At 33.1% G+C, this 23867-nt stretch carries 26 protein-coding genes; 14 read left to right on the top strand and 12 right to left on the bottom strand.

Annotation, left to right across the window (positions count from 1 at the left end; genetic code table 11):
• The coding region (locus QZZ53_RS01530; RefSeq protein ID WP_296380711.1) for a uroporphyrinogen-III synthase at positions 1-455 on the bottom strand (455 nt) is incomplete at its 3' end.
• A gap of 15 nt (positions 456-470) precedes the next feature.
• Positions 471-1121 (bottom strand): DUF4271 domain-containing protein, encoded by a 651-nt coding sequence (locus tag QZZ53_RS01525; RefSeq protein WP_296380709.1) that lies wholly within the window; start codon positions 1119-1121, stop codon positions 471-473.
• A 105-nt stretch (positions 1122-1226) separates the two neighbouring features.
• Between QZZ53_RS01525 and QZZ53_RS01520 the strand changes: the two genes are divergently transcribed.
• The 3 genes from QZZ53_RS01520 to QZZ53_RS01510 are packed head-to-tail and all read left to right on the top strand — an operon-like array spanning position 1227 to position 3755.
• A complete protein-coding gene (locus QZZ53_RS01520) occupies positions 1227-1949 on the top strand; it encodes a polyprenol monophosphomannose synthase (RefSeq protein WP_296380707.1) in 723 nt (240 codons plus the stop codon).
• 8 nt (positions 1950-1957) lie between these two features.
• Positions 1958-3301 (top strand): dihydroorotase, encoded by a 1344-nt coding sequence (locus tag QZZ53_RS01515; RefSeq protein WP_296380705.1) that lies wholly within the window; start codon positions 1958-1960, stop codon positions 3299-3301.
• A 1-nt stretch (position 3302) separates the two neighbouring features.
• On the top strand, positions 3303-3755 hold the full coding sequence (locus QZZ53_RS01510; RefSeq protein ID WP_296380704.1) for a DUF4296 domain-containing protein: 453 nt from the start codon (positions 3303-3305) through the stop codon (positions 3753-3755).
• Here QZZ53_RS01510 and QZZ53_RS01505 read toward each other — a convergent pair.
• Positions 3752-4774 carry an NAD-dependent epimerase/dehydratase family protein gene (locus QZZ53_RS01505; RefSeq protein WP_296380701.1) on the bottom strand — a complete coding sequence of 341 codons (1023 nt, stop codon included), beginning with the start codon at positions 4772-4774 and terminating at the stop codon, positions 3752-3754. The genes QZZ53_RS01510 and QZZ53_RS01505 overlap by 4 nt on opposite strands.
• Positions 4775-4862: 88 nt before the next feature.
• Here QZZ53_RS01505 and tyrS point away from each other — a divergent pair, with 88 nt between their 5' ends.
• On the top strand, positions 4863-6161 hold the full coding sequence (gene tyrS, locus QZZ53_RS01500; RefSeq protein WP_296380699.1) for a tyrosine--tRNA ligase: 1299 nt from the start codon (positions 4863-4865) through the stop codon (positions 6159-6161).
• 153 nt (positions 6162-6314) lie between these two features.
• Here tyrS and QZZ53_RS01495 read toward each other — a convergent pair whose 3' ends face one another.
• The 3 genes from QZZ53_RS01495 to QZZ53_RS01485 form a co-directional block, all read right to left on the bottom strand.
• Positions 6315-6761: a YHS domain-containing (seleno)protein gene (locus QZZ53_RS01495; protein ID WP_296380697.1), complete on the bottom strand. Its 447-nt coding sequence runs from the start codon at positions 6759-6761 to the stop codon at positions 6315-6317.
• Between the two features lie 41 nt (positions 6762-6802).
• Positions 6803-7783: an acyl transferase gene (locus QZZ53_RS01490; RefSeq protein WP_296380694.1), complete on the bottom strand. Its 981-nt coding sequence runs from the start codon at positions 7781-7783 to the stop codon at positions 6803-6805.
• Between the two features lie 77 nt (positions 7784-7860).
• Positions 7861-10227, bottom strand: a complete 2367-nt coding sequence (locus tag QZZ53_RS01485) for a lamin tail domain-containing protein (RefSeq protein ID WP_296380692.1) — start codon at positions 10225-10227, stop codon at positions 7861-7863.
• 231 nt (positions 10228-10458) lie between these two features.
• Between QZZ53_RS01485 and QZZ53_RS01480 the strand changes: the two genes are divergently transcribed.
• Both QZZ53_RS01480 and QZZ53_RS01475 read left to right on the top strand, forming a co-directional pair.
• On the top strand, positions 10459-11145 hold the full coding sequence (locus QZZ53_RS01480) for a response regulator transcription factor (protein ID WP_296380690.1): 687 nt from the start codon (positions 10459-10461) through the stop codon (positions 11143-11145).
• Positions 11145-12188 (top strand): ATP-binding protein, encoded by a 1044-nt coding sequence (locus tag QZZ53_RS01475; protein ID WP_296380688.1) that lies wholly within the window; start codon positions 11145-11147, stop codon positions 12186-12188. Before QZZ53_RS01480 ends, QZZ53_RS01475 begins: the two co-directional genes overlap by 1 nt.
• Here the strand turns inward: QZZ53_RS01475 and QZZ53_RS01470 are convergent.
• Positions 12171-13178, bottom strand: coding sequence for a glycosyltransferase (locus QZZ53_RS01470; RefSeq protein ID WP_296380686.1), 1008 nt, complete (start codon positions 13176-13178; stop codon positions 12171-12173). The genes QZZ53_RS01475 and QZZ53_RS01470 overlap by 18 nt on opposite strands.
• A gap of 156 nt (positions 13179-13334) precedes the next feature.
• Here QZZ53_RS01470 and trmB point away from each other — a divergent pair, with 156 nt between their 5' ends.
• From trmB to QZZ53_RS01435, 7 genes are all read left to right on the top strand, one after another.
• A complete protein-coding gene (gene trmB / locus QZZ53_RS01465; protein ID WP_296380684.1) occupies positions 13335-14009 on the top strand; it encodes a tRNA (guanosine(46)-N7)-methyltransferase TrmB in 675 nt (224 codons plus the stop codon).
• Positions 14010-14012: 3 nt separating this feature from the next.
• On the top strand, positions 14013-14642 hold the full coding sequence (locus tag QZZ53_RS01460; protein WP_296380682.1) for a LysE family transporter: 630 nt from the start codon (positions 14013-14015) through the stop codon (positions 14640-14642).
• Complete coding sequence (locus QZZ53_RS01455; RefSeq protein ID WP_296380680.1) at positions 14642-14974, top strand: MGMT family protein; 333 nt, start codon at positions 14642-14644, stop codon at positions 14972-14974. Before QZZ53_RS01460 ends, QZZ53_RS01455 begins: the two co-directional genes overlap by 1 nt.
• Before the next feature lie 126 nt (positions 14975-15100).
• The gene (locus QZZ53_RS01450; RefSeq protein WP_296380678.1) at positions 15101-16240 is read left to right on the top strand and encodes an Mrp/NBP35 family ATP-binding protein; all 1140 of its coding nucleotides are present in this window, start codon (positions 15101-15103) and stop codon (positions 16238-16240) included.
• Positions 16241-16480 (top strand): NifU family protein, encoded by a 240-nt coding sequence (locus tag QZZ53_RS01445; RefSeq protein ID WP_296380675.1) that lies wholly within the window; start codon positions 16241-16243, stop codon positions 16478-16480.
• A gap of 66 nt (positions 16481-16546) precedes the next feature.
• The gene (locus QZZ53_RS01440) at positions 16547-17602 is read left to right on the top strand and encodes an NAD(P)/FAD-dependent oxidoreductase (protein ID WP_296380673.1); all 1056 of its coding nucleotides are present in this window, start codon (positions 16547-16549) and stop codon (positions 17600-17602) included.
• A complete protein-coding gene (locus QZZ53_RS01435; protein WP_296380671.1) occupies positions 17603-17938 on the top strand; it encodes a 2Fe-2S iron-sulfur cluster-binding protein in 336 nt (111 codons plus the stop codon).
• A 103-nt stretch (positions 17939-18041) separates the two neighbouring features.
• On the opposite strand, the gene QZZ53_RS01430 is transcribed toward QZZ53_RS01435, so the two are convergent.
• The 5 genes from QZZ53_RS01430 to QZZ53_RS01410 form a co-directional block, all read right to left on the bottom strand.
• Positions 18042-18938: a metallophosphoesterase family protein gene (locus QZZ53_RS01430; RefSeq protein ID WP_296380669.1), complete on the bottom strand. Its 897-nt coding sequence runs from the start codon at positions 18936-18938 to the stop codon at positions 18042-18044.
• A gap of 117 nt (positions 18939-19055) precedes the next feature.
• On the bottom strand, positions 19056-20234 hold the full coding sequence (locus QZZ53_RS01425) for an acyl-CoA dehydrogenase family protein (RefSeq protein WP_296380667.1): 1179 nt from the start codon (positions 20232-20234) through the stop codon (positions 19056-19058).
• Between the two features lie 119 nt (positions 20235-20353).
• Positions 20354-21067, bottom strand: a complete 714-nt coding sequence (locus tag QZZ53_RS01420; protein WP_296380664.1) for a methyltransferase — start codon at positions 21065-21067, stop codon at positions 20354-20356.
• A 94-nt stretch (positions 21068-21161) separates the two neighbouring features.
• Positions 21162-21689 (bottom strand): ribosome maturation factor RimM, encoded by a 528-nt coding sequence (gene rimM / locus QZZ53_RS01415; protein WP_296380662.1) that lies wholly within the window; start codon positions 21687-21689, stop codon positions 21162-21164.
• A gap of 192 nt (positions 21690-21881) precedes the next feature.
• Complete coding sequence (locus QZZ53_RS01410; protein ID WP_296380659.1) at positions 21882-22397, bottom strand: 30S ribosomal protein S16; 516 nt, start codon at positions 22395-22397, stop codon at positions 21882-21884.
• Positions 22398-22614: 217 nt separating this feature from the next.
• Here QZZ53_RS01410 and QZZ53_RS01405 point away from each other — a divergent pair, with 217 nt between their 5' ends.
• Positions 22615-23835, top strand: a complete 1221-nt coding sequence (locus tag QZZ53_RS01405; RefSeq protein WP_296380656.1) for a DUF6252 family protein — start codon at positions 22615-22617, stop codon at positions 23833-23835.
• Positions 23836-23867: the final 32 nt, after the last annotated feature.

Below are 23867 nucleotides of genomic sequence, written 5' to 3'. Positions count from 1 at the left end.
CCTAAATTGTCTAAGGCTTCTGGGATAATAGGTTTTACCTTGTCTGTTGTTGGTAATAAGAAGGTTTCATCCTTATATTTTTTAATTAAAGGAGACAACTCTGCAAACGTACGTTTACCAACATAGATTTTACGTTTTCTATATACAACATATTTTTGAAGGTAATAAGCAACAGCTTCCGACTGGCAGAAGTATTTCATAGCATCTGGTACTTTAAAGCGCAATTCGTCTGCTACTCTAAAGAAGTGGTCTACAGAATTTCTACTTGTAAGAATAATTGCCGTAAATTTACTAAGGTCAATTTTTTGTTGTCTAATGTCTTTTGAAGATACACCTTCAACATGAATGAAGGGTCTAAAGTCCACTTTTACTTTTTGCTTTTCTTGCAAATCAAAGTATGGCGAGTTCTCTATTTTAGGTTCTGGTTGCGATACTAAAATTGTTTTCACTTTCATACGTAAACCAATGTTTTAAGCGTTATATTCCCTAATTACCTTATATAAAAGAACATAAGGAGAGATTTCGAGAGCGCAAAGATACAACAAAAAATAGAAAAAATTAGGATTTATTGACTTTTGATAGTTTTTAAATGAAGTCAAAAAACCTATAAGATTAATAAGGCAAATCAAGATAAAAGATGCTATTATTACAACATTTGCATACTTATTTGTGTATAATAGAAGCAAGTTCGCAACCAAAAAGACAATACCAGAGTAATTTTTGAAGGTTGTTTTCTGAAACAAGTAGTTATCTATTACACTATCAATCTCAAAAAGACTACCAATTAAACGTTCTAAAAGCGTCTTTATAATTATTATGGTAGAAATAGCAAAAAGTAGTTTTAAAAATGAAATCAACTCAAATGACAATGGAGTTATAAACGTAGAATAAGCAAAGTATGTGAATATACTAAAGGACAAGGCTAGGTTAATAAATAGAAAACTATCAAATTGATCAATGAATTTCTGATCCTTAGTATAGATCTTTAAGTATTTAGAATTACCTATAACATATAAGAAATCATTAAATCTCAACGTATTTACAAATTTCGCAGCCACAATAGCAAATAATCCTATAATTGTAAAGATGGTGAACCACTCGTGAGTAATAAAATTTCGCATACCGCTAAATTATCAAAAAAGTTAATTACATCATATAATCCATTAAAAACTTTACTTTTGTAAAAATTCTAAAAGTCGCTTTAAAGCGTGTTTAAAAGTTAGTTAATGTCTGACGCAATTGTAATAATTCCTACCTATAATGAGATTGAAAATATAGAATCTATCATTAGAGCTGTGTTTGCGCAAGAGAAGTGTTTTCATGTCTTAATTGTAGATGATAACTCACCTGATAAAACAGCTGAGACAGTTAAGGTATTACAACAAGAATTTTCGGATCGACTATTTTTAATTGAACGAGAAGAAAAAAGCGGTTTAGGTTCGGCTTACATTTCAGGGTTTAAGTGGTCTTTAGAAAAGGCTTACCAATTTATTTTTGAAATGGATGCCGATTTTTCACATAATCCAGATGATTTAATAAAACTATATAATGCATGTGCCGTTAATAATGCAGATGTGTCTGTAGGTTCAAGATATGTAAAAGGGATAACAGTTGTTAATTGGCCAATGTCTCGTATTATATTATCGTATGGTGCATCACGATATGTAAGATTGATAACACGAATGAAGGTTAAAGATTCTACAGCAGGATTTATTTGTTATAAAAGAGCTGTTTTAGAAGCTATTGATCTCACTAAAATTGAGTTTGTTGGTTATGCGTTTCAAATTGAAATGAAATTTAAAGCCTACAAAAAAGACTTTAAAATTGTTGAGATTCCTGTTATCTTTAAAGATAGAACCAAAGGAAAATCAAAAATGAGTGGAAGTATTATTTCTGAAGCTATTTTTGGTGTGATAAGTTTAAAACTAAAAAGTTTATTTGCTAAGTAGAAAGAAGAATGAAGAGAAATACCCTCATAAAAAACGCAAAAATCGTCAACGAAGGAAAAATTGTTGAAGGCGATATTCTCATAGAAGGTAACATTATTAAAGAAATAGATACTTCGATTAGTGTGAAATCAGCAGATATGATAGTCATTGATGCCGAAGGAAATTACGTGTTACCAGGAATGATTGATGATCAAGTACATTTTAGGGAACCAGGTCTAACACATAAAGCTAATATTGAAACGGAATCTAAAGCAGCTTTAGCTGGCGGAATTACGTCATTTATAGAAATGCCAAATACAAATCCACAAACAACAACAGTTGAGAAGTTGGAGGAAAAATTTAGCATAGCTGCTGAGTCCTCTTATGCTAATTACTCATTTATGTTTGGTGGTACTAATGATAATTTGGATGAAATTTTAAAGCTTAATACTAAAACTGTTGCAGGATTAAAACTGTTCTTAGGATCTTCTACAGGAAATATGTTGGTTGATGACCCAAAGGTTATTGAAAAAATATTCTCTAGCACCAATATGGTGATTTCGGTACATTGTGAAGATGAAGCCACTATTAAGGGGAATTTAGAAAAATATAAAGCTGAATATGGTGATGATATTCCTATGGAAAAGCATCCTATTATTCGAAGTGAAGAGGCTTGTTATTTGTCATCTTCTAAAGCTATTGAGTTAGCAAAGAAAACTGGAGCAAGGTTGCATGTGTTTCATTTATCAACAGGAAAAGAAACGAAGTTATTTTCAAACAAAATTCCACTAAAAGATAAAAAGATAACAGCAGAAGTTTGTGTTCATCATCTATGGTTTTCTGATGAAGACTATGCTAGAAAAGGAAGTCATATAAAATGGAATCCTGCGGTTAAAACTTCAAAAGACAGAAAGTTACTTTGGAAAGCCTTACTGGATGATCGAATTGATGTTATTGCTACAGATCATGCTCCTCATACGCTTGAAGAAAAAAACAATCCTTATACAAGTGCGCCTTCTGGAGGACCATTGGTTCAACATGCATTGGTCGCTTTGTTAGAAGCGCATCATCAAGGGAAAATTTCGATTGAAAAAATTGTAGAAAAAGCATGTCATAATCCTGCAATATTATTCGATGTAGAAAAACGAGGTTATATAAAAGAAGGCTATTATGCAGATTTGGTTATTGCAGATTTAAATAACCCTTGGACCGTAAATAAAAGCAATATTCTATATAAATGTGGTTGGTCTCCTTTTGAAGGGAATACGTTTAAAAGTAGAATAACTCATACTTTTGTTAATGGTCAGTTAGCATATAACAATTTTAAGGTTTTGGACGTTAAAGCAGGACAGCGATTAACTTTTAATAGATAATATGGTTAAGAAGATAAGTGTTGTTATAGTATTGTGCCTTTTGGTTTTAGCTTGTAATGAGACTGATAAACCAAAGAAGCCAGAAAACCTTATATCTAAGGATAAAATGTCTGAGGTATTATACGACTTATATATTGTAAATGCTGCAAAAGGAGTGAATAGAAAACTGTTAGAGACAAATGGTTTTATACCAGAAACATATGTTTTGACAAAGTATAACATAGATAGCACACAATTTGCGGATAGCAATACGTATTATGCATTCGATATTGATATTTACAAAGCCATTGTCGATAAAGTGAAGATAAGATTAGAAAAAGAGAAAGAAGAGTATGAAGAGCTTCAGAAAATTGAAGGTCAGGCTGCAAAACGCAAACGAGATTCTATTAAAAAAGCAAAAACAATTTCTAAAGACTCCCTTAGAGAACTTGTTAAGGCTTCAGTAATAAACTAGGATTTATCTAAATCTTTAAGGTATAATTTACTGACTTCATCTATAGTTTTATCGATTGGTTTAAATTCAAAATTCAGCATTTTTTTTAATTTCGAATTATCATATTTTGTGATGCTAACTGCAGATTTAGCAGTTTGTTTTGATAAGTTTCGTCGTTTGCCCAAAAGTTTAAACTTTAACCAATCTAATCTCCAGACCATACCCAATAACCATGGTTTAGCTTCTATGTTTGGTGGCTTAACATTTAGCGCATTTGCAGTTTTAGTCTGAAACGTTTTAAAACTTAAGTTTTCAGATACTAAAATAAATTTTTCGTTTTTAATAGTACTTGTCATAAGTTGGTGCATAGAATTTACAACATCCCAAACATCGATATAGCCAGTAACTCCGTTAACATAGTAACGCAGCCCTTTGTAGATTTTCTTAAATAAATTACCACTACTTCCTCCATTCCAATAACCTGCACCTAAAATAATTCCTGGATTTACAATTACAGCTTCTAAACCTTCTTGCGTTGCTCTCCAAACTTCGAGTTCTGCTCCATACTTTGTAATGGCATAAACATTATTATCATCTTCTGGGTTCCAAGCAGTGTTTTCATCAATTAATTGTTCTGAATCTGCATGATGACCAATAGTAGCAATAGAACTGACATAACATAGTTTTTTAACCTTATTACTTATGCATAGGTTTACAATGTTAGCGGTTCCTTTAATATTAATTTTTCGCAGCGTTTTGTATTTGTCTGGTTCAAAAGACACAAAAGCAGCACAATGATACACATGAGTTATATCTTTAAAAGCATCTTGAAGTTTTGGGATATCATTGAGATCTGCTTCTACCCATTCTATGCTGTTGAAAAGTGAATCTGCATCATCAGAAAAATAAGAAAACACATGTTTAACGCGTTCTAATGTTTTTTCTCTTCTGTATGTAGCGCGTACATTTTCATTATTACTTACCAATTTAAAAAGTAAATGTGAGCCAACCAATCCTGTTCCACCTGTGATTAATATCATGAGGTAAATTTACGCTTTTTTAGAATTGTCTTTTGTCATTACATACGGAAACATATCTTTGCGGAAATCTAATTAGAATTAAAATATAATGGGAAAGCGTTTTGTAGAAGAATTGACTTGGAGAGGAATGTTGCATGATAGCATGCCAGGAGTAGAAGGCCATTTGGCTGAAGCCATGCGCAGTGCTTATGTTGGTTTTGATCCAACAGCAGATTCTTTGCATATAGGTAATCTTGTTCCTATTATGTTATTGGCACATTATCAACGCTGTGGACATAAACCAGTCGCATTAGTTGGTGGAGCAACTGGTATGATTGGTGATCCATCTGGTAAATCTAGTGAACGTAATTTATTGAATGAAAAAACGCTTCGTCATAACCAAGAAGCGATTAAAAATCAATTATCTCATTTTTTAGATTTTGAAAGTAACGCAGACAATGCAGCAGTATTAGTTAATAACTATGATTGGATGAAAGAATTTTCATTCCTTGAGTTTATTAGAGATGTAGGTAAACATATTACTGTAAATTATATGATGGCTAAAGATTCTGTGAAGAATAGAATTTCTAGCGAATCATCTAATGATGGTATGAGTTTTACGGAATTCACATATCAGTTGGTGCAAGGCTATGATTTTTTACATTTATTCAGAGCTAATAGTTGTTCCATTCAAATGGGCGGAAGTGATCAATGGGGAAATATAACTACAGGAACAGAATTAATTAGACGTGTTGGAGGCGGAAAAGGTTATGCAATCACATGTCCTTTAATTACAAAAAGTGATGGTTCTAAATTTGGTAAATCTGAAGGAGGAAATGTTTGGTTAGATGCTAATAGAACATCACCTTATAAGTTCTACCAGTATTGGTTAAACTCTAGTGACGAAGATGCTGAAAAGTATATTAAAATCTTTACATTTTTAACACAAGAAGCTATTGAAAAATTAATTTCAGAACATTCTGAAATGCCTCATTTAAGATTGTTGCAAAAACGTTTAGCAGAAGAAATTACAACGATGGTACATTCTAAAGAAGAATTTGAAAATGCGGTAAAAGCTTCTCAGATTCTATTTAGTAAATCCTTTAAAGAAGACATTAAAACCTTAGATGAAAAAACCTTTTTAGATGTTTTTGAAGGAGTTAAGCAAGCTGAAATTTCTCAATCAGAGTTTGAAGAGGGTATGGATATGATTGCTGCTTTAGCAGCGAAAACAAATTTTTTAAATTCAAATGGTGATGCACGTAGAGCTTTAAAGGAAAACGCTATTGCTGTTAATAAAGAAAAGGTAAAGGAAGATTATAAATTATCTTCTGAAGATTTAATTAATGATAAGTATATCATTCTCAGTAGAGGTAAGAAAACAAATTTTATTTTAAAAGTGATTTAAGCGTTTGAAAATATATATAATTAGACCTGTTAAGTTTTTAAAAACCTAGTAGGTCTTTTTTGTGACAAAAAAATGCCCGAAATTTCTTTCGGGCACATCTAACCAATCTATCAACCATGAAGCTATTTAAGTTAATTTCTCTTTTTCATAGAATTAATTAAACTTTATAGCCTCCCAATTTAAGTCGGCTTTATTTTGTAAACCTTTCACATCTTTTTCTAACCATTTTTTTAAGGTGTTATTTCCCCAAGAATTATAGAATAAATAGAGCTTTCCGTCCCTGATTTCAAAGGATTTAGGGTCAATATCTATTTTCTTAGAATTTGTTGCGACTGCATAAGCACAATAACCACCATATTGTGGTATAAAGGCTTTAGGATTCTTTAAAAAAGTATCAAGATTCTTTTGTGAGTGGAACTTATATTTTACTCCGTTAAAAGTTGTAGAATATACTTTAGAGCCTTCAATCGCTCCATTATTAAAATAGGCAACAACATCATAACCTTTAGCTGCAAACCCTTTCTTAGTATTGTAATCTAAGTTGTTTTGCGAAAAGACAGTTGATATCGTTATAACATATAGAAGAATGAAGAATCTCATAGTATTTTTTATACTACTTATGTCGAAAAATCTCTGTCGACTTACAAAGCCATTAAATTACAGCCTCTAATATCTGAATTATCGAATCTTCCAATGATTTCAAACAGACCATTTTCATCAACTTTTCCTAAATCTTGTGTGGCTATAAAAGAACAAGAATTAAGATTCGCTAAGTCAATAACATTAATCCCTCCAGTTTTATTAGGTTGTTGAAGTGTAAGTGCATCTTCAGTATCTCGTGTTAAGACTTTCATCCATGGAGAACAGTCAAAAACACCATTGCCTTTAGAATACGCCTGACTCAAAAGTTCGGTCATTCCATATTCACTATGAATTTTTTCGACTCCAAAACCAGATTGAAGTCTATTATGGAGTTCTTGTCTAATTATTTCTTTTCGTCTACCTTTCATACCACCAGTTTCCATAACAATGGTGTGTTTTAAATTAAATTGAAACTGTTCAATCAAATCTAATAAAGCGAAAGAGACTCCAATGAGTAGTGTTTTTTGACCTCTAGCTTCAAGCTGTTGCAAGGTTTGTGCTAGATCTTCAAGATTATTTAAATAGAAACCACTTTCTGATTGTTTGGATTTAGTGATTAAATCATTTGCCATATATATTAACGACGAACCATCGCGTTCTAAATAAGAAGGTAATAAAGCCAAGACAACATAATTGGCAATGTTTCCGTAAAAGTGTTTAAAACCTTCTAAATAACTTTCTTCATAAAGATTAATATCAGTCACTAAATGTTTACTAGTTAAGTTTCCTGTTGTGCCAGAACTGGTAAAGGTTTTTTCAATAGAATTATTAGAACTTAAAACTTGGTGTGATTTAAAAAATTGAATAGGCAAAAAAGGAATATCAGTAATACTTTTTACATCCGATGGATGTTTGTAAAGGAGATCGCAAAATGAACGATATACAGTATTATTTTTAAACTGAAATCTAAAGATATCTATTGCTAGAGCATTGAACTCTGCATTAGATTTTATATTAAAAATAGAGGCTTTAGATATCATCCTGCAAAAGTATGGAAAATAGAAAAGCGTAGCTCGAAAATTCGTGCTACGCTTTAATTATGTAATAAGAATTAAGCTTACTTAATCACTAATTTTTTAGTGACTGAAGCGTCATTCTGTGTAATCTTTACAATGTAAAGACCAGTGTTTAAATTAGAAACATCTAATGTGCTATTTGTTAGAGTCTCATTTTTAACTCGCTTTCCTAAAATATCAAAGACTTGTACATTCATAGCATCACTATTTGATGAAGTGATGTTTACAAATCCTGTATTAGTTGGATTTGGATATAACGTAAATACAGTCGAAGTGAATTGCTCATTAGAAAGTGTTGGGTCATCATTTTCTATACCAGGTGAGAATAATGCTCCATTACCATCAATTGTAGCATGTTGTACAAAAGGACCAGTAAAATCTGGGTTACGACCAATAGATTGGTTGTTACCTGCTCCTGTATATGTATAAGACGTTAATACAACTCCATTATCATCTTTTAACGTTACAGTATCACCACCATTGCTTAAGCCTACACTACCTGTAGTCGCAATTTGTGCAATACCAGGAATACCAGTTGGAACTCCACCTCCAAAAACAGTAATAAAACTGTTTGGTTGTAATATTGTACCTGCTGGAAATGTATGACGAAGAGAAGCATCTTCTAAAGTATAGTTCTCCATATCTATTGCAACAGCTCCAGTATTGTATATCTCAACAAATTCATCATCACTAAAGTGTGCTGTACCATCACCATTGGCATCTCCTACTTCTCCAGGAGCATTACTTGGGTCTGCATTAATTTCATTGATAACTAATATTTCAGGATCACATTGTGCAGCTGGTACTGTTCCAGAAATTGTTGTTCCATCACAGTCTCCACCATTAATTGTTAAATCCCAAGCATCACCTTCAGATAATCCTGTAATCATTATTGTTCCATCCGCAACAGTAGCTGGATCATCTCCTACAACCATTCCTCCAGAAGTTGTTGTTACAGTACCAATTGTGCTTTCAGAACCAGAATAAGGAATGTTAATTGTTACGTTATCATTATTATCTCCATCTGTATTAGTAGCACAAGTATAAGTTTCAGTTTGTAATGTTAGGTCACATGTAGCACAATCTGAAGTTGGTCTTGCTCCTAACGTTGGGCAAGATCCAAAAGCAGCTAGACTAACATTAGATAAAGTCCAAGAAGAAAAAGTTCCATCAGAATCTAAATATTGTACACCTACAAATACATTAGTTCCTGTTGCAGCAGATAAATCTACACTGTAACCTAAACCTGCATCAGAAATTGTTTGAACAGATGTCCAAGTAGCTGCATCAGGACAAAGACCACTATAATCAGAGGTATATTGTATATCTAAAGTTGAGCCATCGAAACCTTCAGCCGCATCAAAAAGTAATCCTAAATCAGTTACTCCAGACATATCTAAAGGGCCAAAAACTAACCAGCCGTTAGATTCTTCCATACATCCTGATCCACAATATCCATTAATAGAATAAGTTCCACTAGATTCAGTCCAAACATCCATGTCTGAATTAGCTGCTACAGTTACTATTTCAAATAATTCCATACCAGTACTTAAATCAAAACAAGTGTTTGGTATAGGATCACAATACGCAGCAGCAACAGATCCAGAAGCAGAAAGTGCTCCACAATCTCCGCCAACTAAAGCGACATCCCAAGCAGCTCCCTCTAATAAACCTGTAATGGTAATTGTTCCATTTGCAACTGAAGAAGGGTCGTCACCTCCAACTGTACCACCAGAAGTTGTAGTAACATCTGTAATAGCAGCATCAGAACCTGTATAAGGAATATTAATTGTTACAGAATCATTATTGTCTCCAACTGTGTTAGCGTTACAAACTGTACTTGCAGTTCCAAATGCTACTCCACAACTAGTTGAAAATCCAGTCCAAGTGAAATTATCAACCATTATTCTTTCGGTTGTCCCATTAGATATTATTCTTACTCCAACACTTGAGCTCGGACTATTTATAGTACCATTTACAGTTTTCCAATCAGAATCTGTAGTTACAGTAGCATCAATTGTAGATGATGGACTCCAATTAGTACCATCAGTAGTAGTTTCTACAGAAAAGTTTGTAGCTGGATTTCCATCCCATCGTCTTACTTGAAAAGAAAAATCACCAATACCACCAGATGAGATAGTCATTGTTAAAGATGAAGTTGCATTATTTCTTAATCTAACGGAATTAAGTCCAAAACCACCCGGAAATCCGTCTTGATCAGCAGTTCCATTTCTCAATATAGAAATTCCTACAGCTAGGAAATTCGTCCCAGCATCAGCATATTCCCAATCACCATAAGAACCTGATGTTGTGTTCCAATTAGCCTCAGTATCAAAATCAATTGATCCTTGACCAAATGTGACAGAAGAGATTAAAAGAGTTAATAATAAAAAGTAAAGTTTTTTCATAATTGATTTTTAAAAAATTAGACTATAAATATACTAACAAATAGCGAGTATTTATAGAAGAGTTTGTCAATAATTCACTTTTTTACAATAAGTTAACATAGTAAGTGTCAGAGGGTTTTAGTTTTCAGCAACTTACGAATGCAATGTTAGCGAATTGTTACCAATTCAAAATTCACCTTAAGTTAAGGTAGATATATTTTATATTTACAAAACCTTAAAATTGTATTTACATTGAAAAAGAAGGATATTAAAATATTATTGGTAGATGATGAGCCAGATATTTTAGAAATTGTTGGGTTTAATTTATCAACTGAAGGCTACCAAGTAATTACTGGTGAGAATGGAGTTGAAGCCGTTGAGAAGGCTAAAAAATACAAACCACATTTAATTATTTTAGATGTTATGATGCCAGAAATGGATGGTATTGAAGCTTGCGAACGTATTAGAGAACAATCTGATTTGAGTGACACTATTATAACTTTTTTAACTGCAAGAGGTGAAGATTATTCTCAAGTAGCAGGTTTTGATGCTGGTGCAGATGACTATATTGCAAAGCCCATTAAACCTAAAGTTTTAGTGAGTAAAGTAAAAGCTTTATTAAGAAGACTTAAGAGTACCGAAAATGCAGCAGATGCAATAGTTAAAGCTGGTGATTTAGTTATTTATAAAGAAGAATATAAAATTACCAATAAGGGAGTAGAAATCACATTACCTAGAAAAGAGTTTGAATTGTTATCTTTGTTAGCAACCAAGCCTGGTAAAGTATTTAAGCGCGAAGAAATTTTAGATAAAGTCTGGGGAAATGATGTCGTTGTTGGTGGGAGAACTATAGATGTACATATTAGAAAACTTCGCGAAAAAATAGGAGACAAATCCTTTAAAACAGTCAAAGGTGTTGGTTACAAGTTTGTAGACTAATGCAAAAAAGCAATTTTAAGAAAACGTATAAATTTGCAATACGAACATCGCTGTACGTAACGATGTTTACGACACTCCTTGTGAGTGTTTTTTTATATTACTATCACACCTTTAATTGGCAAGTTATCTTCTTCCCTTTAATTTGTTTCCCATTATGTTTTGCAATAGTACAATACAGAGTAGAACGTTTTATATATAGACGTGTAAAAAATATATATGATAACCTTAAGCTTTTGGAAGCTACAAATTTGAGACAACAACCCATTACTACTGATATGGGGACACTTAAACGAGAAATAGACAAATACGCTAGAGATAAGAAAATTGAGATTGAGACTTTAAAGATTAGGGAAGAATATCGTAAAGAGTTTATTGGGAATGTGTCACATGAATTAAAAACGCCTTTGTTTACAGTACAAGGTTATGTAGACACACTTTTAGATGGTGAGATTGAGGATGAAAAAATTAGAAAAAAATACCTTACACGAGCAAGTAAAGGTGTAGAACGGTTAACATATATCATTAAAGATTTAGATATGATTACCAAATTAGAAGTTGGTGATCTTAGTCTTAATAAAGAAGAGTTTGATATTGTGAAATTAGTTCAAAATGTATTTGAGCTTTTTGAAATGAAAGCAGCAAAGAAAAATATAACATTAACGTTCGATATAGACTATTTAGAACCTATAATGGTTTATGCAGATAAAGAACGAATTCAACAGGTCTTAACTAATTTAATAGTTAATTCTATAAAATACGGAAGAACAAAAGGGACTACGGAAATTAGTATAGAAAACTTAATAAAAAACAAAGCTATTATTAGAGTTACTGATAATGGTGAGGGTATTTCGAAACAAAATTTACCACGCCTTTTTGAGCGTTTTTACCGTGTCGATAAAAGTGGTTCGAGAAAAGAAGGTGGTTCTGGTCTAGGCTTGTCTATAGTGAAGCATATTATTGAAGCACACGAAGAGAAAATATACGTAGAAAGTGAATTAGGTGTTGGTAGCGAGTTTTCTTTTACGCTAGAAAAGACGAAATAACTTCCTGTAGTTAACAATATATTCTTGAGATTGAAAACCAGAGTAATTTTCAACATTAGATAACATTTTTATATCAAATTCATCTTGAGTTGCAGATGGAACTATGCCTTCTTTATTTAGTTTTTTAGCTAAATATTCTTGTTCAAATTGTCCTGGTGTAGGTATAAAAAAAGCTTTTTTCTCGAGTTTTGCTAAATCCATAATGGTTGTATAACCCGACCGACTTAAAATAAGATTACTTTCATTAATGGCAACTTCGAGTTCAGCGCTAGTCATAAAATTATAAATAACCATATTTTCAAGAATTTCTTTTTGTTGCTCAGACTCTATGATTCCCTTTATAAAAAGGACATTCCCTTTATAGTGTTTTAAATCGCCTAAAAGTTTGTTTTCTAGATAAGTTCGCTGAGGTTCTGGTCCAGAGAGTAATACTAGAAGATTGTATTTTGTTTTTAGATCTAGTTTTTTAAATCGAGTTAATGGCCCTAAATATTTCACTGAATGTTGATAGCCTTCAATATGTCCTAAATATCCACTTAAATTTTTAGTGCCAATATGATCTGGAACCCAACATTCGTTAAATTTCGAAATTATTTTTTGATGCAATTTAGAGCTTAACCATGTCGTACTTCCGCTTAAAACGCGCAATTGATGTGTTATAAATACGCAAGGGATATCTTTATGTCTTACACCAAATCGATTGTCTGAAATTATCCCAGAGATGTTTTCAGTTTTAACGATAGACTCAATACGTTTTTTTTCTTTTTTTATAGTTTTTAATAGATAGGGCGAATCTTTTATCAGCTTTAGTTTAAAGCTATTTGCTTTTTTTGCATATGTAATATTGTAAGAAGGAAGTTCAATAGATTTAAGTTTTGGAAATTCTTTTTTTAATAACTCTAAAGCTGTTCCGTCACTTGCAATTATAGGTTCAAAATTATTATCTATTAAGGCATTTATAATAGGAATACATCTAGTAGCATGTCCCAATCCCCAATTTAGAGGTGCGACTAAAATACGTTTCTTATGTAGAACAGGTTTCAGTATTTTTTTATTTTAGAGATGATTGAATGAAACAAAGATAAACCTAAAAATGTTTCCTTAATTTTACCGAATTATTAATAGTGTCAAGAAATTGTAGAAAAAGTGGGAAGTAAAAATAAACTCAAACGCTTTAAGGAAAATGAAACCTTTGAAAATGTATTTCAACCATCAAGAGATGAGCTGGTTAATGGAACGTTTCCTTTGAAAAGAAAATGGAGGAAAGATATTTTTAAAAACGATAACCCATTAGTTTTAGAGTTAGGTTGTGGGAAAGGAGAGTATACGGTTGGTTTAGCAAAACGCTATCCAAATAAAAACTTTATTGGTATTGATATTAAAGGAGCTCGTTTTTGGCGAGGAGCAAAGACAGCTCTTGAAGAAAATATTCCCAATGCTGCTTTTATAAGAACACAAATTGAGCTTATAGAATATGTTTTTGCAGAAAATGAAGTTGACGAAATCTGGATTACATTCCCAGACCCTCAAATAAAATATCAGCGTACAAAACATCGTATGACTAATCTTCAATTTCTAGAACGTTATAAAAAAGTGCTGAAACCTAGTGGCTTAATGCATTTAAAAACCGATAGTGAGTTTATGCATGGTTATACTCTTGGATTGCTTCATGGGTTGGGGCATGAGATTTTATATGCCAATCATAATGTGTATAAATTAGAGGGCAGTCCTGAAGAAGTGACTGAAATTCAAACCTTTTACGAAAATCAGTATTTAGAGAAAGACAAAGCAATTACGTATATTAGATTCAAAATCAACTAAAATTTGAGTATTACAGTCGTTTTCTTTCTTGGATTATTTGTTGCGCTTCTTGGAGTCGTTCCGCCTGGATTACTTAATATGACAGCTGCAAGGATAAGCCTCAAAGAAGGAGCAGGACGAGGTATAATGTTCTCAACAGGAGTTTCAATAGTCGTTTTTATTCAAACTTATATTGCTGCTATTTTTGCAAGATATTTGTCTAATCGACCAGATATAGTCGAAATTCTTCAACGTGTTGCCTTTGTTATTTTTGTTCTGATTACCATCTATTTTTTAGTATTAGCATCAAAACAAAAAGAAGCTAAGGTTGAAACTGAAATTAAAAGTAAGCATGGACGTCTGTTGCATGGTATGTTACTTTCAGCATTAAACGTATTCCCTATTCCGTATCAGGCATACATGACTATTACTCTAGCATCTTTTGGTTGGATGGATTTTGAACGCACCAATATTATTACTTATGTTACAGGTGCCTCTATGGGAACATTTGTAATGCTATATTTCTATATCTTTTTCTTCGATAAAATAAAAGATAGAAAATTCACGTCTCAAAAAAGTATGAACTATAGTATTGGGATTATAACAGGAATCGTTGCATTAGTAACTTTTATTAATATTTTAAGAGAACTCTAATGAAGGTTGAAACACTAGGTTTTTTTGAAAAAGTCTATGAAATTGCTCGGCTAGTTCCTTATGGAAAGGTAACGAGTTATGGAGCAATCGCGAAATATTTAGGAGCTGCGAAAAGTGCTCGTATTGTTGGTTATGCAATGAATGGTTCTGGAGGAAAAGACGTGCCAGCACATCGTGTTGTAAATCGTAAAGGATTACTCACTGGGAAACATCATTTTGAAGGTACTAATTTAATGCAACAACTTCTAGAAAGTGAAGGTATTGAAGTCATAGATAATCAAATCCAAAATTTAGAATCTGTCTATTGGGATCCAGCAAAAGAATTAGAGTAGATTTTTACGATTAGAAAACCCAATCATTTCATTATTCAATTCAATTTATTCGCTTCAAAATTTAAACTTTTAGCAGTATCTTTGTGTTTAGAATTAATCTGAATAAAGACAGTGTAATAGTAGCAGATGAAATTAAATAAACAAGATATATTAAAAGCTCTTAAAACCATTACAACTCCTGGTGAGGGAGAAAATATGGTAGATAGTGGTGCAGTAACCAATGTGATGACATTTGCAGATGAGGTTATCGTAGATATTACGATTAAAAACCCAAGTCTTCAGGCAAAAAAGAAAACAGAAGTTGATATTTTACAAACTATTCATAGAGAAGTCTATGAAAAGGCAAAAATAAAAGTTAATATTAAAGTTGATGCACCAGCTAAACCAACTACAAATGAAATTAAAGGAAAACCAATTCCTGGTATACAAAATATTGTAGCTGTAGCTTCTGGCAAAGGAGGAGTAGGTAAATCTACAGTTACAGCTAACTTAGCAGTGACCTTAGCTAAAATGGGTTTTAAAGTTGGTGTTTTAGATGCTGATATTTATGGGCCATCTATTCCTATCATGTTTGATGTAGCTTCAGAACGACCATTATCTGTAAATATTGATGGGAAATCTAAAATGAAGCCTGTTGAAAATTATGGAGTTAAAGTATTATCTATTGGATTTTTTACAAAACCAGATCAAGCGGTTATTTGGAGAGGACCAATGGCTTCTAAAGCCTTAAATCAGATGATTTTTGATGCAGCTTGGGGAGAATTAGATTTTTTATTGATCGATTTGCCTCCAGGAACAGGTGATATTCATTTAAGTATTATGCAAGCGTTACCGATTACAGGAGCAGTTGTAGTGAGCACTCCGCAAAATGTGGCTTTAGCAGATGCTAAAAAAGGTGTTGCAATGTTTAAACAAGAGAGTATTAATGTTCCAGTTTTGGGGATTATAGAAAATATGGCATATTTCACTCCTGCAGAATTGCCAGAAAATAAATATCATATATTTGGTAAAGAAGGAGCTAAAAACTTAGCTGAAGATTTAAAAGTACCATTTTTAGGAGAAGTCCCATTGGTACAAAGTATAAGGGAAGCAGGTGATATTGGAAGACCAGCAGCATTACAAACAGCAACTCCAATAGAAGAGGCTTTTGAAGCAATAACTCGAGAAGTTGTTCAGCAAGTGGTAAACAGAAATGAAGATATACCAGCTACAGAGGCAATAAAAATTACAACAATGGCAGGTTGCTCTGCTGTAAATAAAAAGTAAATGAGCTCAGAAGAACTTAAATTAAACGTAGAAAAAGCATTGGATGAGATTCGTCCGTTTCTACAAAGTGATGGAGGAGACATTAATTTATTATCTATAGATGATGATAAATATGTTAAAGTACAACTTGTGGGTGCTTGTACGTCTTGTAGTGTTAACCAAATGACATTAAAATCTGGAGTTGAGATGACTATAAAGAAATATGCTCCACAAATAGAAGGAGTTATTAATGTTGAATAATTAATGTGACATTTGTCACATTCTAAATTAAAATACGTTAGTAGTTTTGTTTCCAACTTTACATTCATGATTACAACAGATATACTTATAATTGGAGCAGGTCCAACAGGACTTTTCACTGTTTTTGAAGCAGGTTTATTAAAATTAAAGTGTCATTTAATTGATGCTTTACCACAACCAGGTGGTCAATGTTCTGAGATTTATCCAAAGAAACCGATTTACGATATTCCTGCGTATCCAGAAATTTTAGCAGGTGATTTAACTGATAAACTACTGGAGCAGTGTAAGCAATTCGAACCAGGTTTTACGCTTGGAGAACGTGCTGAAACGATTGAAAAACAAGAAGACGGAAGTTTTATCGTTACTACGAATAAAGGAACGAAGCATCAAGCGCCAGTTGTTGCTATTGCTGGAGGATTAGGAAGTTTTGAGCCTAGAAAGCCATTATTAGAAAACATCACTGAGTTCGAAGATAATGGAGTAGAATACATTATTAAAGATCCAGAATTCTACAGAGATAAAAAGGTAGTTATTGCAGGTGGAGGAGATTCGGCTTTAGATTGGAGTATCTTTTTAAGTGATGTTGCAAGTGATGTAACATTAATTCATAGACGAAATGAATTCCGAGGTCATTTAGATTCGGTAGAAAAAGTACAAGAATTAAAGAATAAAGGAAAAATAACTCTTATTACTCCAGCCGAAATAACAGCTATTAATGGTAATGAGAAAGTTGAAAGCGTTGAGGTAACTAAGAAGGGTGAAGAACCAATCGTAGTTAAAACAAATCATTTCATTCCATTATTTGGCTTATCTCCTAAGCTAGGACCAATAGCAAATTGGGGACTTGAGATAGAAAAGAATGCAATTAAGGTTGATAATTCATTAGATTACCAAACTAACATACCAGGTATTTTTGCTATTGGAGATGTAAACACATATCCAGGGAAATTAAAGCTGATTCTTTGTGGTTTCCATGAAGCAACATTAATGTGTCAAGCTGCCTATAAAATCATCAATCCAGGAAAGCGCTATGTTTTAAAATATACAACCGTTAGTGGAATTGATGGTTTTGATGGAACACGAAAAGAAGCACCTAAAGCGGTGGTAAAAGCAATCGATTAATTGGAAAATCCAGATATAAACATAACAATAATAGACAGAAAAGGTGTAATCCATAAAATTGAAGCACCTACAGACATGGCTATGAATTTAATGGAAGTAGTTCGTTCTTACGAGCTTGCTCCAGAAGGAACGATAGGTGTTTGTGGTGGTATGGCTATGTGTGCCTCATGTCAATGTTATGTTTTAAGTGAAACCGAATTACCAGAAATGCAAGATGATGAGGAAGCTATGCTTTCGGAAGCGTTTTATGTAAAGGATAATTCGCGTTTAGGTTGTCAAATACAAATGACGACAGAAATGGAAGGTTTAGAAGTTGAGTTAGCTCCTGAAAGTTAATTGGAACATCATTGCTAGCGCAGCGCGGAAACCTGTTCGTTTCTTAGTTTAATTTTTAAAGATTGTCACGTCCTTCGTCCGTGCAATAACTGATTTATTCTAGTTATTCCGTTTTATAAGAACTCAACTTGGTTGGCCCTTCTAACAAAAAGCGATCAATCTTCAGCGTGCCATCTTCAGTAGTTACAATCTGCCATTTAATCAAAGAAATCGAGCCGTTTTCTATTTCAATACCAGTTATACTTCTTGGGTGTACACAACTACCATCATTGAAAAACGCAATGTCTCCAGGTTCTGGAAAACGAGGTCTGTGAGTATGACCAACGACTGTAATTAGATTATTATTATCGGTAATCCATTTTTTTGTTCGTCGTTCTATTTTAATAAGGCCTTTGTAGTTTTTTGCCGGACTTGTAGGATCTGCAATTCCCATAACATTTAAAGGTTTCCAAAGTACACGAACCATAAAGCGACTCCATTTCCAAAAGAGGTAATTCCACCAATCGGCTTGATGGCCATGGCATAAGAATAATTCTTGTTCAGTTTTAGAATATTGTAAAATAATCCCTTCATGATATTTAATGTCGCAAAACAACTCTACATCCTCACCTGTTTTTGGATCGAAATAGGTAGATAAATGTTTTTCGACATAATTAGGATCGCGATACACCATATCGTGGTTTCCCCAAATCATGTGCAAGCGATCTTGCTCATGAAATAACTTCATGAGCATATATACATTTTTATGTGCATTCAAGATAGATTCAAACGATAAGTTTTCCCACAATTCATCACCATCGCCAAGTTCACAATAACTAAATCCTTCAGAATAATAATGTTTTAAAGCATGAAAATAAATATTCCGATTATTGGCAAAGTCATCTGCAAAACTATTGTCTCCTCTGTGGCAATCGCTAAACAATATAAACTTAGAAGAATCGTCAAAGCTTATGCGTTTGGCATTTTTATAAGCACGATCTAATCTGGTTTTTGAAGACATAAAGTAAATGTAAACAAAAAATGCCTCTCAGTTATGAGAAGCATTTTATAAAATCATGATTATAATTATTTCAAAACGATTCCGTCAGAGTGAAATAATCAAATGTCGCTTAGCGACCTATTTAAAAGCGTTTAAACCTGTAACATCTAAGCCAGTAATCAACAAATGAATATCGTGAGTACCTTCGTAAGTGATTACACTTTCAAGATTCATTGAATGGCGCATAATGCTATATTCTCCAGATATTCCCATACCTCCTAACATTTGTCTCGCTTCACGAGCAATGTTAATTGCCATATCTACATTATTACGCTTTGCCATAGAGATTTGTGCTGAGGTTGCAGTGCCAGCTTCTCTCATAACACCAAGTCTCCAAGCTAAAAGTTGCGCTTTGGTGATTTCTGTAATCATTTCAGCTAATTTCTTTTGTTGTAATTGAAACTGCCCAATAGGCTTCCCAAATTGCATACGTTCCTTACTATATCTTAAAGCTGTGTCGTAACAATCCATAGCTGCACCAATTGCTCCCCAAGCAATACCAAAACGCGCTGAATCTAAACAACCAAGAGGTGCGCCTAATCCAGATTTGTTAGGTAATAAATTTTCTTTAGGTACTTTTACATTATCAAAAATAAGCTCACCAGTTGCAGATGCTCTAAGTGACCACTTATTGTGTGTTTCTGGAGTAGAGAATCCTTCCATACCACGTTCTACAATAAGACCATGGATTCGTCCTTCTTCATTTTTAGCCCAAACCACAGCAACTTGACAAAAGGGTGAATTACTAATCCACATTTTAGCACCATTTAAAAGATAATGATCTCCCATATCTTTAAAATTGGTAACCATGCCACCAGGATTACTTCCATGATCTGGTTCTGTTAATCCGAAAGATCCAATCCATTCTCCAGAAGCTAGTTTTGGTAAGTATTTTTGACGTTGTTCTTCGTTACCGTATTTCCATATAGGATACATTACTAAAGAAGACTGTACAGATGCAGTACTTCTTACTCCTGAGTCTCCGCGTTCAATCTCTTGCATAATTAAACCATAAGAAATTTGATCTAATCCCGCTCCTCCATATTCTTCAGGAATGTATGGTCCAAAAGCTCCAATCTCTGCTAAACCTTTTACGATTTGAGTTGGGAATTCTGCTTTCTGAGCGTATTCTTCAATAATAGGTGAAACATCACGTTTTACCCATTCTCTTGCAGCATCACGTACTAATTTGTGTTCTTCTGTAAGTAATTCATCTAGGTTGTAATAATCTGGTGCTTCGAATAAATCTGGTTTCATTTGTTAGATTTTATTGTTTCTCAAATATCAAATGCTGTCGCTATCGCTCAAGCCATATTGTTTGTTTACAAAGTTTGAAACAAAAGTAACGAAAACGTTTTCATAGAGCAAAAGCAATACTACATTTTCAGATAAAAATATTTGGTGAGATTGATGTAATCTTTGGTGTATTGATGACGAGTAGTTTCAATAATTAATTCTGAAGTTTCGATTTCAACTTCATTGAATGAAAATTCGAGCAAGCTCCTTTTAAAGGTCGAATCTGGATTACCTTTAACATGTAGCGAACGATTAAGATATAACCCAACTTTTAATGCCAGTGCAATAAAATTGTCTTCCTCTTTATATGGAATTACAACAGAAAAGAGACCATCATCCGAAAGTAAATGGGAAATAGCATATAACAAATGCTCAAAAGGCATAGCGTCATTAAATCGTGCTATATCTCTTGCTTTGTTATCCGTTTTGTAATCTTCGGAATAAAAAGGTGGATTACAAATGATGAGGTTATATTTATCTTCAATTTCTTCTACAAATTCGAGTAGTGAAGCATGATAACAGAAAAGACGGTCTGCCCAAGGTGAGCTTTCAAAATTCTCTGAGCACTGTTCATACGCATCAGCATCAATTTCTAAAGCTTCAATATTTTCAGCATGACTTCTTTGTGCTAACATTAAGGATAAAACACCAGTTCCTGCTCCAATATCTAAAACTGAAAAGGGATGATGCTCTATCGAAGTCCAAGCACCAAGTATAACACTATCAGTGCCAATTTTCATGGCACATTTATCTTGATTAACTGAGAATTCTTTGAATTGAAACGGTTTGTTCATTGTTTGTCATCCTGAACTTGTTTCAGGATCTTTTATTTTGTTAGATGCTCAAATAAATTAACTTCGTAGAATATTCGATTTCAACATGATACATTTAAGAAAGATACAAATCAATTAACCCTTCTGGAGTATTTACTTCTATAGTTTTATTGGCTCTATCCACTTTTACAATAAACTCATCATTCATTGGAATTAGAATTTCTATGCCATCTCTATCAATTTCAAACAAAGATTGAGCAGTAGAATCATTGATTCCTTTTAAGGTACCAACTTCTCCATAATTCTGATCTTTAATTGTGAAACCTATAACTTCGTGAAAATAAAATTTATCTCCATCTAGCTTTGGTAATAAATCTAACGGCAAGTAAAGTTCCGTTTTCATTAAAGCATCAGCATCAGCTTCAGTATTAACATCTTCAAAATTTATACGTAATAAATCAGACTTATGTAGCTGAGATGATTCGATAAAGAAAGGAACTAGGTTTCCTCTCAAATCTATAAAAATAGCATCTAAATTATCATATAGATCAGGCTCGTCAGTATCTAGCTTGGCAAGGAGTTCTCCTTTGAAGCTATACTTCTTTACAATTTTCCCTAAATAAAAACAATCTTCTTTTTTCATCTCTCAATGCTTCTGTCGGTTCGAGCATTAACAAGCTCAAAATGTATTTTGAACGCAGTTAGTTAATGCAATTAGTCGAGAACGTTATCAAAATTAAATTTGTAAGCATCTCGACAACGCTCGATGTGATAGTGTTAAATAAAAAAACTCCGATAGATTATATCGGAGTTTAAAAGTATAAAAATATTTTTTTTATTCTTCTTCGTTCGAAGCTGTTGTTTCTTCAGTTGCAACATCTTCTGCTACTTCTTCTTCAACAACTGGTGCAGCTGCAGCAATACGTGCTTCATTTACTGCTTTTTCAGCTTCTAATGCTTTAGATTTAGCGTCAGCATCTGCTTTAGATAAACCATCTGCTTTTGCTTGTACTTTAGAAGTTTTTTCTTCTAACCAAGCATCGAACTTCGCTTGCGCTTGTTCTTCAGTAAGTGCTCCTTTTCTAACACCACCAGCTAAATGATTTTTAAGCATAGCACCTTTATAAGATAAAATTGCTTTTGCAGTATCAGTTGGTTGTGCACCGTTTTGTAACCATTGCACAGCTCCGTCAACGTCTAATTCTATAGTTGCAGGATTTGTGTTTGGATTGTAAGCACCTAGTTTCTCTAAGTATTTACCATCTCTTTTTGAGCGAGAATCCGCTGCTACGATCCAGTAGTAAGGTTTTCCTTTTTTACCGTGTCTTTGTAATCTAATTTTTACAGGCATAATATAATTAATTAGTGAGGTTCTCGACCTCTGTTATTAATGAGGGCGCAAAGATAATACATTTTTTTAATTCTCAACACTTTGTGTTCAGTTTAACTAAAAGAATTCCATTTTAACTAAAAGAAAATTCAACAGTTAGGCAATATCAAAAATTATTATACTTTTGATACCCTTGTTTCGTTATATTTGAACCAAAGAAAAATTACCCTTTTTAAATATGAAAAAACTTATTCTTTTATTCCTTGTTTTTTTAACAGTATTTAGCTGTGGCGACGAAGTGGAATTTAATACACCTGCTTTTCAAGGTGATCGTACAAATGAACTTTGGAGAGCCAAGGCTTTTTCTGCGAGTATTGAAGCCAATGGATTTTTAACCATTACAGGAACTAATAATATAGAAACCGTTAACCTGAGAGTGCCTTCAGTAACCACTGCTACTTTTACTGTAGGAGATGTTAATACTATAGAAGCAGAATATGTTGATGGATTTGGGACAACTTTTTCAACTAATAATAGACCAGATCCAAGTGTCTCTGTATATCCTGAGCTAGGAGAGATTACCATAGACGAAATAGATAGAACAAATTCTACTTTTTCTGGAACGTATAGATTTTTAGCATTTGATGCCTCTGGATTAAATTCGATTGGTTACACAAATGGAATCTTTTACAAAGTACCACTAAGGTCAGGAGAATTTCCAGATAATCCAATAACTTGCATTGATACAGAAATAGCTTCTGATGCTGCATTAGTGGCATATGAAGCCACTTTTGCTTCGAGTTTAGAGTTTATTATAAGTGCAGATTATGAAGCTGCATGCAATGCATATATAGTAGCACTAAACACAGAACGTAATTACTGTGGAGATGTAGATGGTTCTATTCAAGCTAAGATAGATGCTTTAGGTAACTGTCAACTACCATGTAACCATGCAACTTCTAATAGAGTAGAAGCTGAGGCGCAATATACTGCAGCAACAATTGGTAACTATTTTGAAAAATGTGCACAATACTTATTTTACTTAGAGGAGCAGATTATGTTTTGTGGAGATGAAGATGGAAGTATTCAATTAGAAATAGATAGTTTAGATTGTGAAGATGCTGATGGCGATGGAATACCAAATGTTTTTGAAAACTTTGATGGTGATATTGATGGTAATTTAGATGATCCAGGTGACGATTCTGATGGTGATGGAATTTTTAATTACCTAGATCCAGATGATGATGGTGATGGCATATTAACCATGTTTGAAACTTTAGATGCAGATGGCAACCCTGTTGATACTGATGGTGATGGTAATGTGGATTTTTTAGATGATGATGATGATGATGATACAATATTAACCATTAATGAAAATGCTGATCCAAATGGTGATGGTGATCCTTCTGATGCTGTTGACACAGATGGTGATGGTGTGCCAGATTATTTGCAAGCGTAAATTTTAGATAAAAATAGTATAAAAGCGTTACT

Source organism: Winogradskyella sp., assembly GCF_016744625.1.
Classification (GTDB): domain Bacteria; phylum Bacteroidota; class Bacteroidia; order Flavobacteriales; family Flavobacteriaceae; genus Winogradskyella.
This window is presented reverse-complemented; position numbering and strand designations above follow the sequence as displayed.

Excerpts from the sequence above, each read along its gene's own strand:
- QZZ53_RS01490 (WP_296380694.1), bottom strand. The coding sequence starts at position 7,783 with ATGATATCTAAAGCCTCTATTTTTAATATAAAATCTAATGCAGAGTTC.
- QZZ53_RS01430 (WP_296380669.1), bottom strand. The coding sequence starts at position 18,938 with ATGTCTTCAAAAACCAGATTAGATCGTGCTTATAAAAATGCCAAACGC.
- QZZ53_RS01440 (WP_296380673.1), top strand. The coding sequence starts at position 16,547 with ATGATTACAACAGATATACTTATAATTGGAGCAGGTCCAACAGGACTT.
- QZZ53_RS01425 (WP_296380667.1), bottom strand. The coding sequence starts at position 20,234 with ATGAAACCAGATTTATTCGAAGCACCAGATTATTACAACCTAGATGAA.
- QZZ53_RS01445 (WP_296380675.1), top strand. The coding sequence starts at position 16,241 with ATGAGCTCAGAAGAACTTAAATTAAACGTAGAAAAAGCATTGGATGAG.
- QZZ53_RS01420 (WP_296380664.1), bottom strand. The coding sequence starts at position 21,067 with ATGAACAAACCGTTTCAATTCAAAGAATTCTCAGTTAATCAAGATAAA.
- QZZ53_RS01515 (WP_296380705.1), top strand. The coding sequence starts at position 1,958 with ATGAAGAGAAATACCCTCATAAAAAACGCAAAAATCGTCAACGAAGGA.
- QZZ53_RS01450 (WP_296380678.1), top strand. The coding sequence starts at position 15,101 with ATGAAATTAAATAAACAAGATATATTAAAAGCTCTTAAAACCATTACA.
- QZZ53_RS01520 (WP_296380707.1), top strand. The coding sequence starts at position 1,227 with ATGTCTGACGCAATTGTAATAATTCCTACCTATAATGAGATTGAAAAT.
- QZZ53_RS01455 (WP_296380680.1), top strand. The coding sequence starts at position 14,642 with ATGAAGGTTGAAACACTAGGTTTTTTTGAAAAAGTCTATGAAATTGCT.
- QZZ53_RS01405 (WP_296380656.1), top strand. The coding sequence starts at position 22,615 with ATGAAAAAACTTATTCTTTTATTCCTTGTTTTTTTAACAGTATTTAGC.
- tyrS (WP_296380699.1), top strand. The coding sequence starts at position 4,863 with ATGGGAAAGCGTTTTGTAGAAGAATTGACTTGGAGAGGAATGTTGCAT.
- QZZ53_RS01505 (WP_296380701.1), bottom strand. The coding sequence starts at position 4,774 with ATGATATTAATCACAGGTGGAACAGGATTGGTTGGCTCACATTTACTT.
- rimM (WP_296380662.1), bottom strand. The coding sequence starts at position 21,689 with ATGAAAAAAGAAGATTGTTTTTATTTAGGGAAAATTGTAAAGAAGTAT.
- QZZ53_RS01475 (WP_296380688.1), top strand. The coding sequence starts at position 11,145 with ATGCAAAAAAGCAATTTTAAGAAAACGTATAAATTTGCAATACGAACA.
- QZZ53_RS01495 (WP_296380697.1), bottom strand. The coding sequence starts at position 6,761 with ATGAGATTCTTCATTCTTCTATATGTTATAACGATATCAACTGTCTTT.
- QZZ53_RS01510 (WP_296380704.1), top strand. The coding sequence starts at position 3,303 with ATGGTTAAGAAGATAAGTGTTGTTATAGTATTGTGCCTTTTGGTTTTA.
- QZZ53_RS01485 (WP_296380692.1), bottom strand. The coding sequence starts at position 10,227 with ATGAAAAAACTTTACTTTTTATTATTAACTCTTTTAATCTCTTCTGTC.
- QZZ53_RS01410 (WP_296380659.1), bottom strand. The coding sequence starts at position 22,397 with ATGCCTGTAAAAATTAGATTACAAAGACACGGTAAAAAAGGAAAACCT.
- QZZ53_RS01525 (WP_296380709.1), bottom strand. The coding sequence starts at position 1,121 with ATGCGAAATTTTATTACTCACGAGTGGTTCACCATCTTTACAATTATA.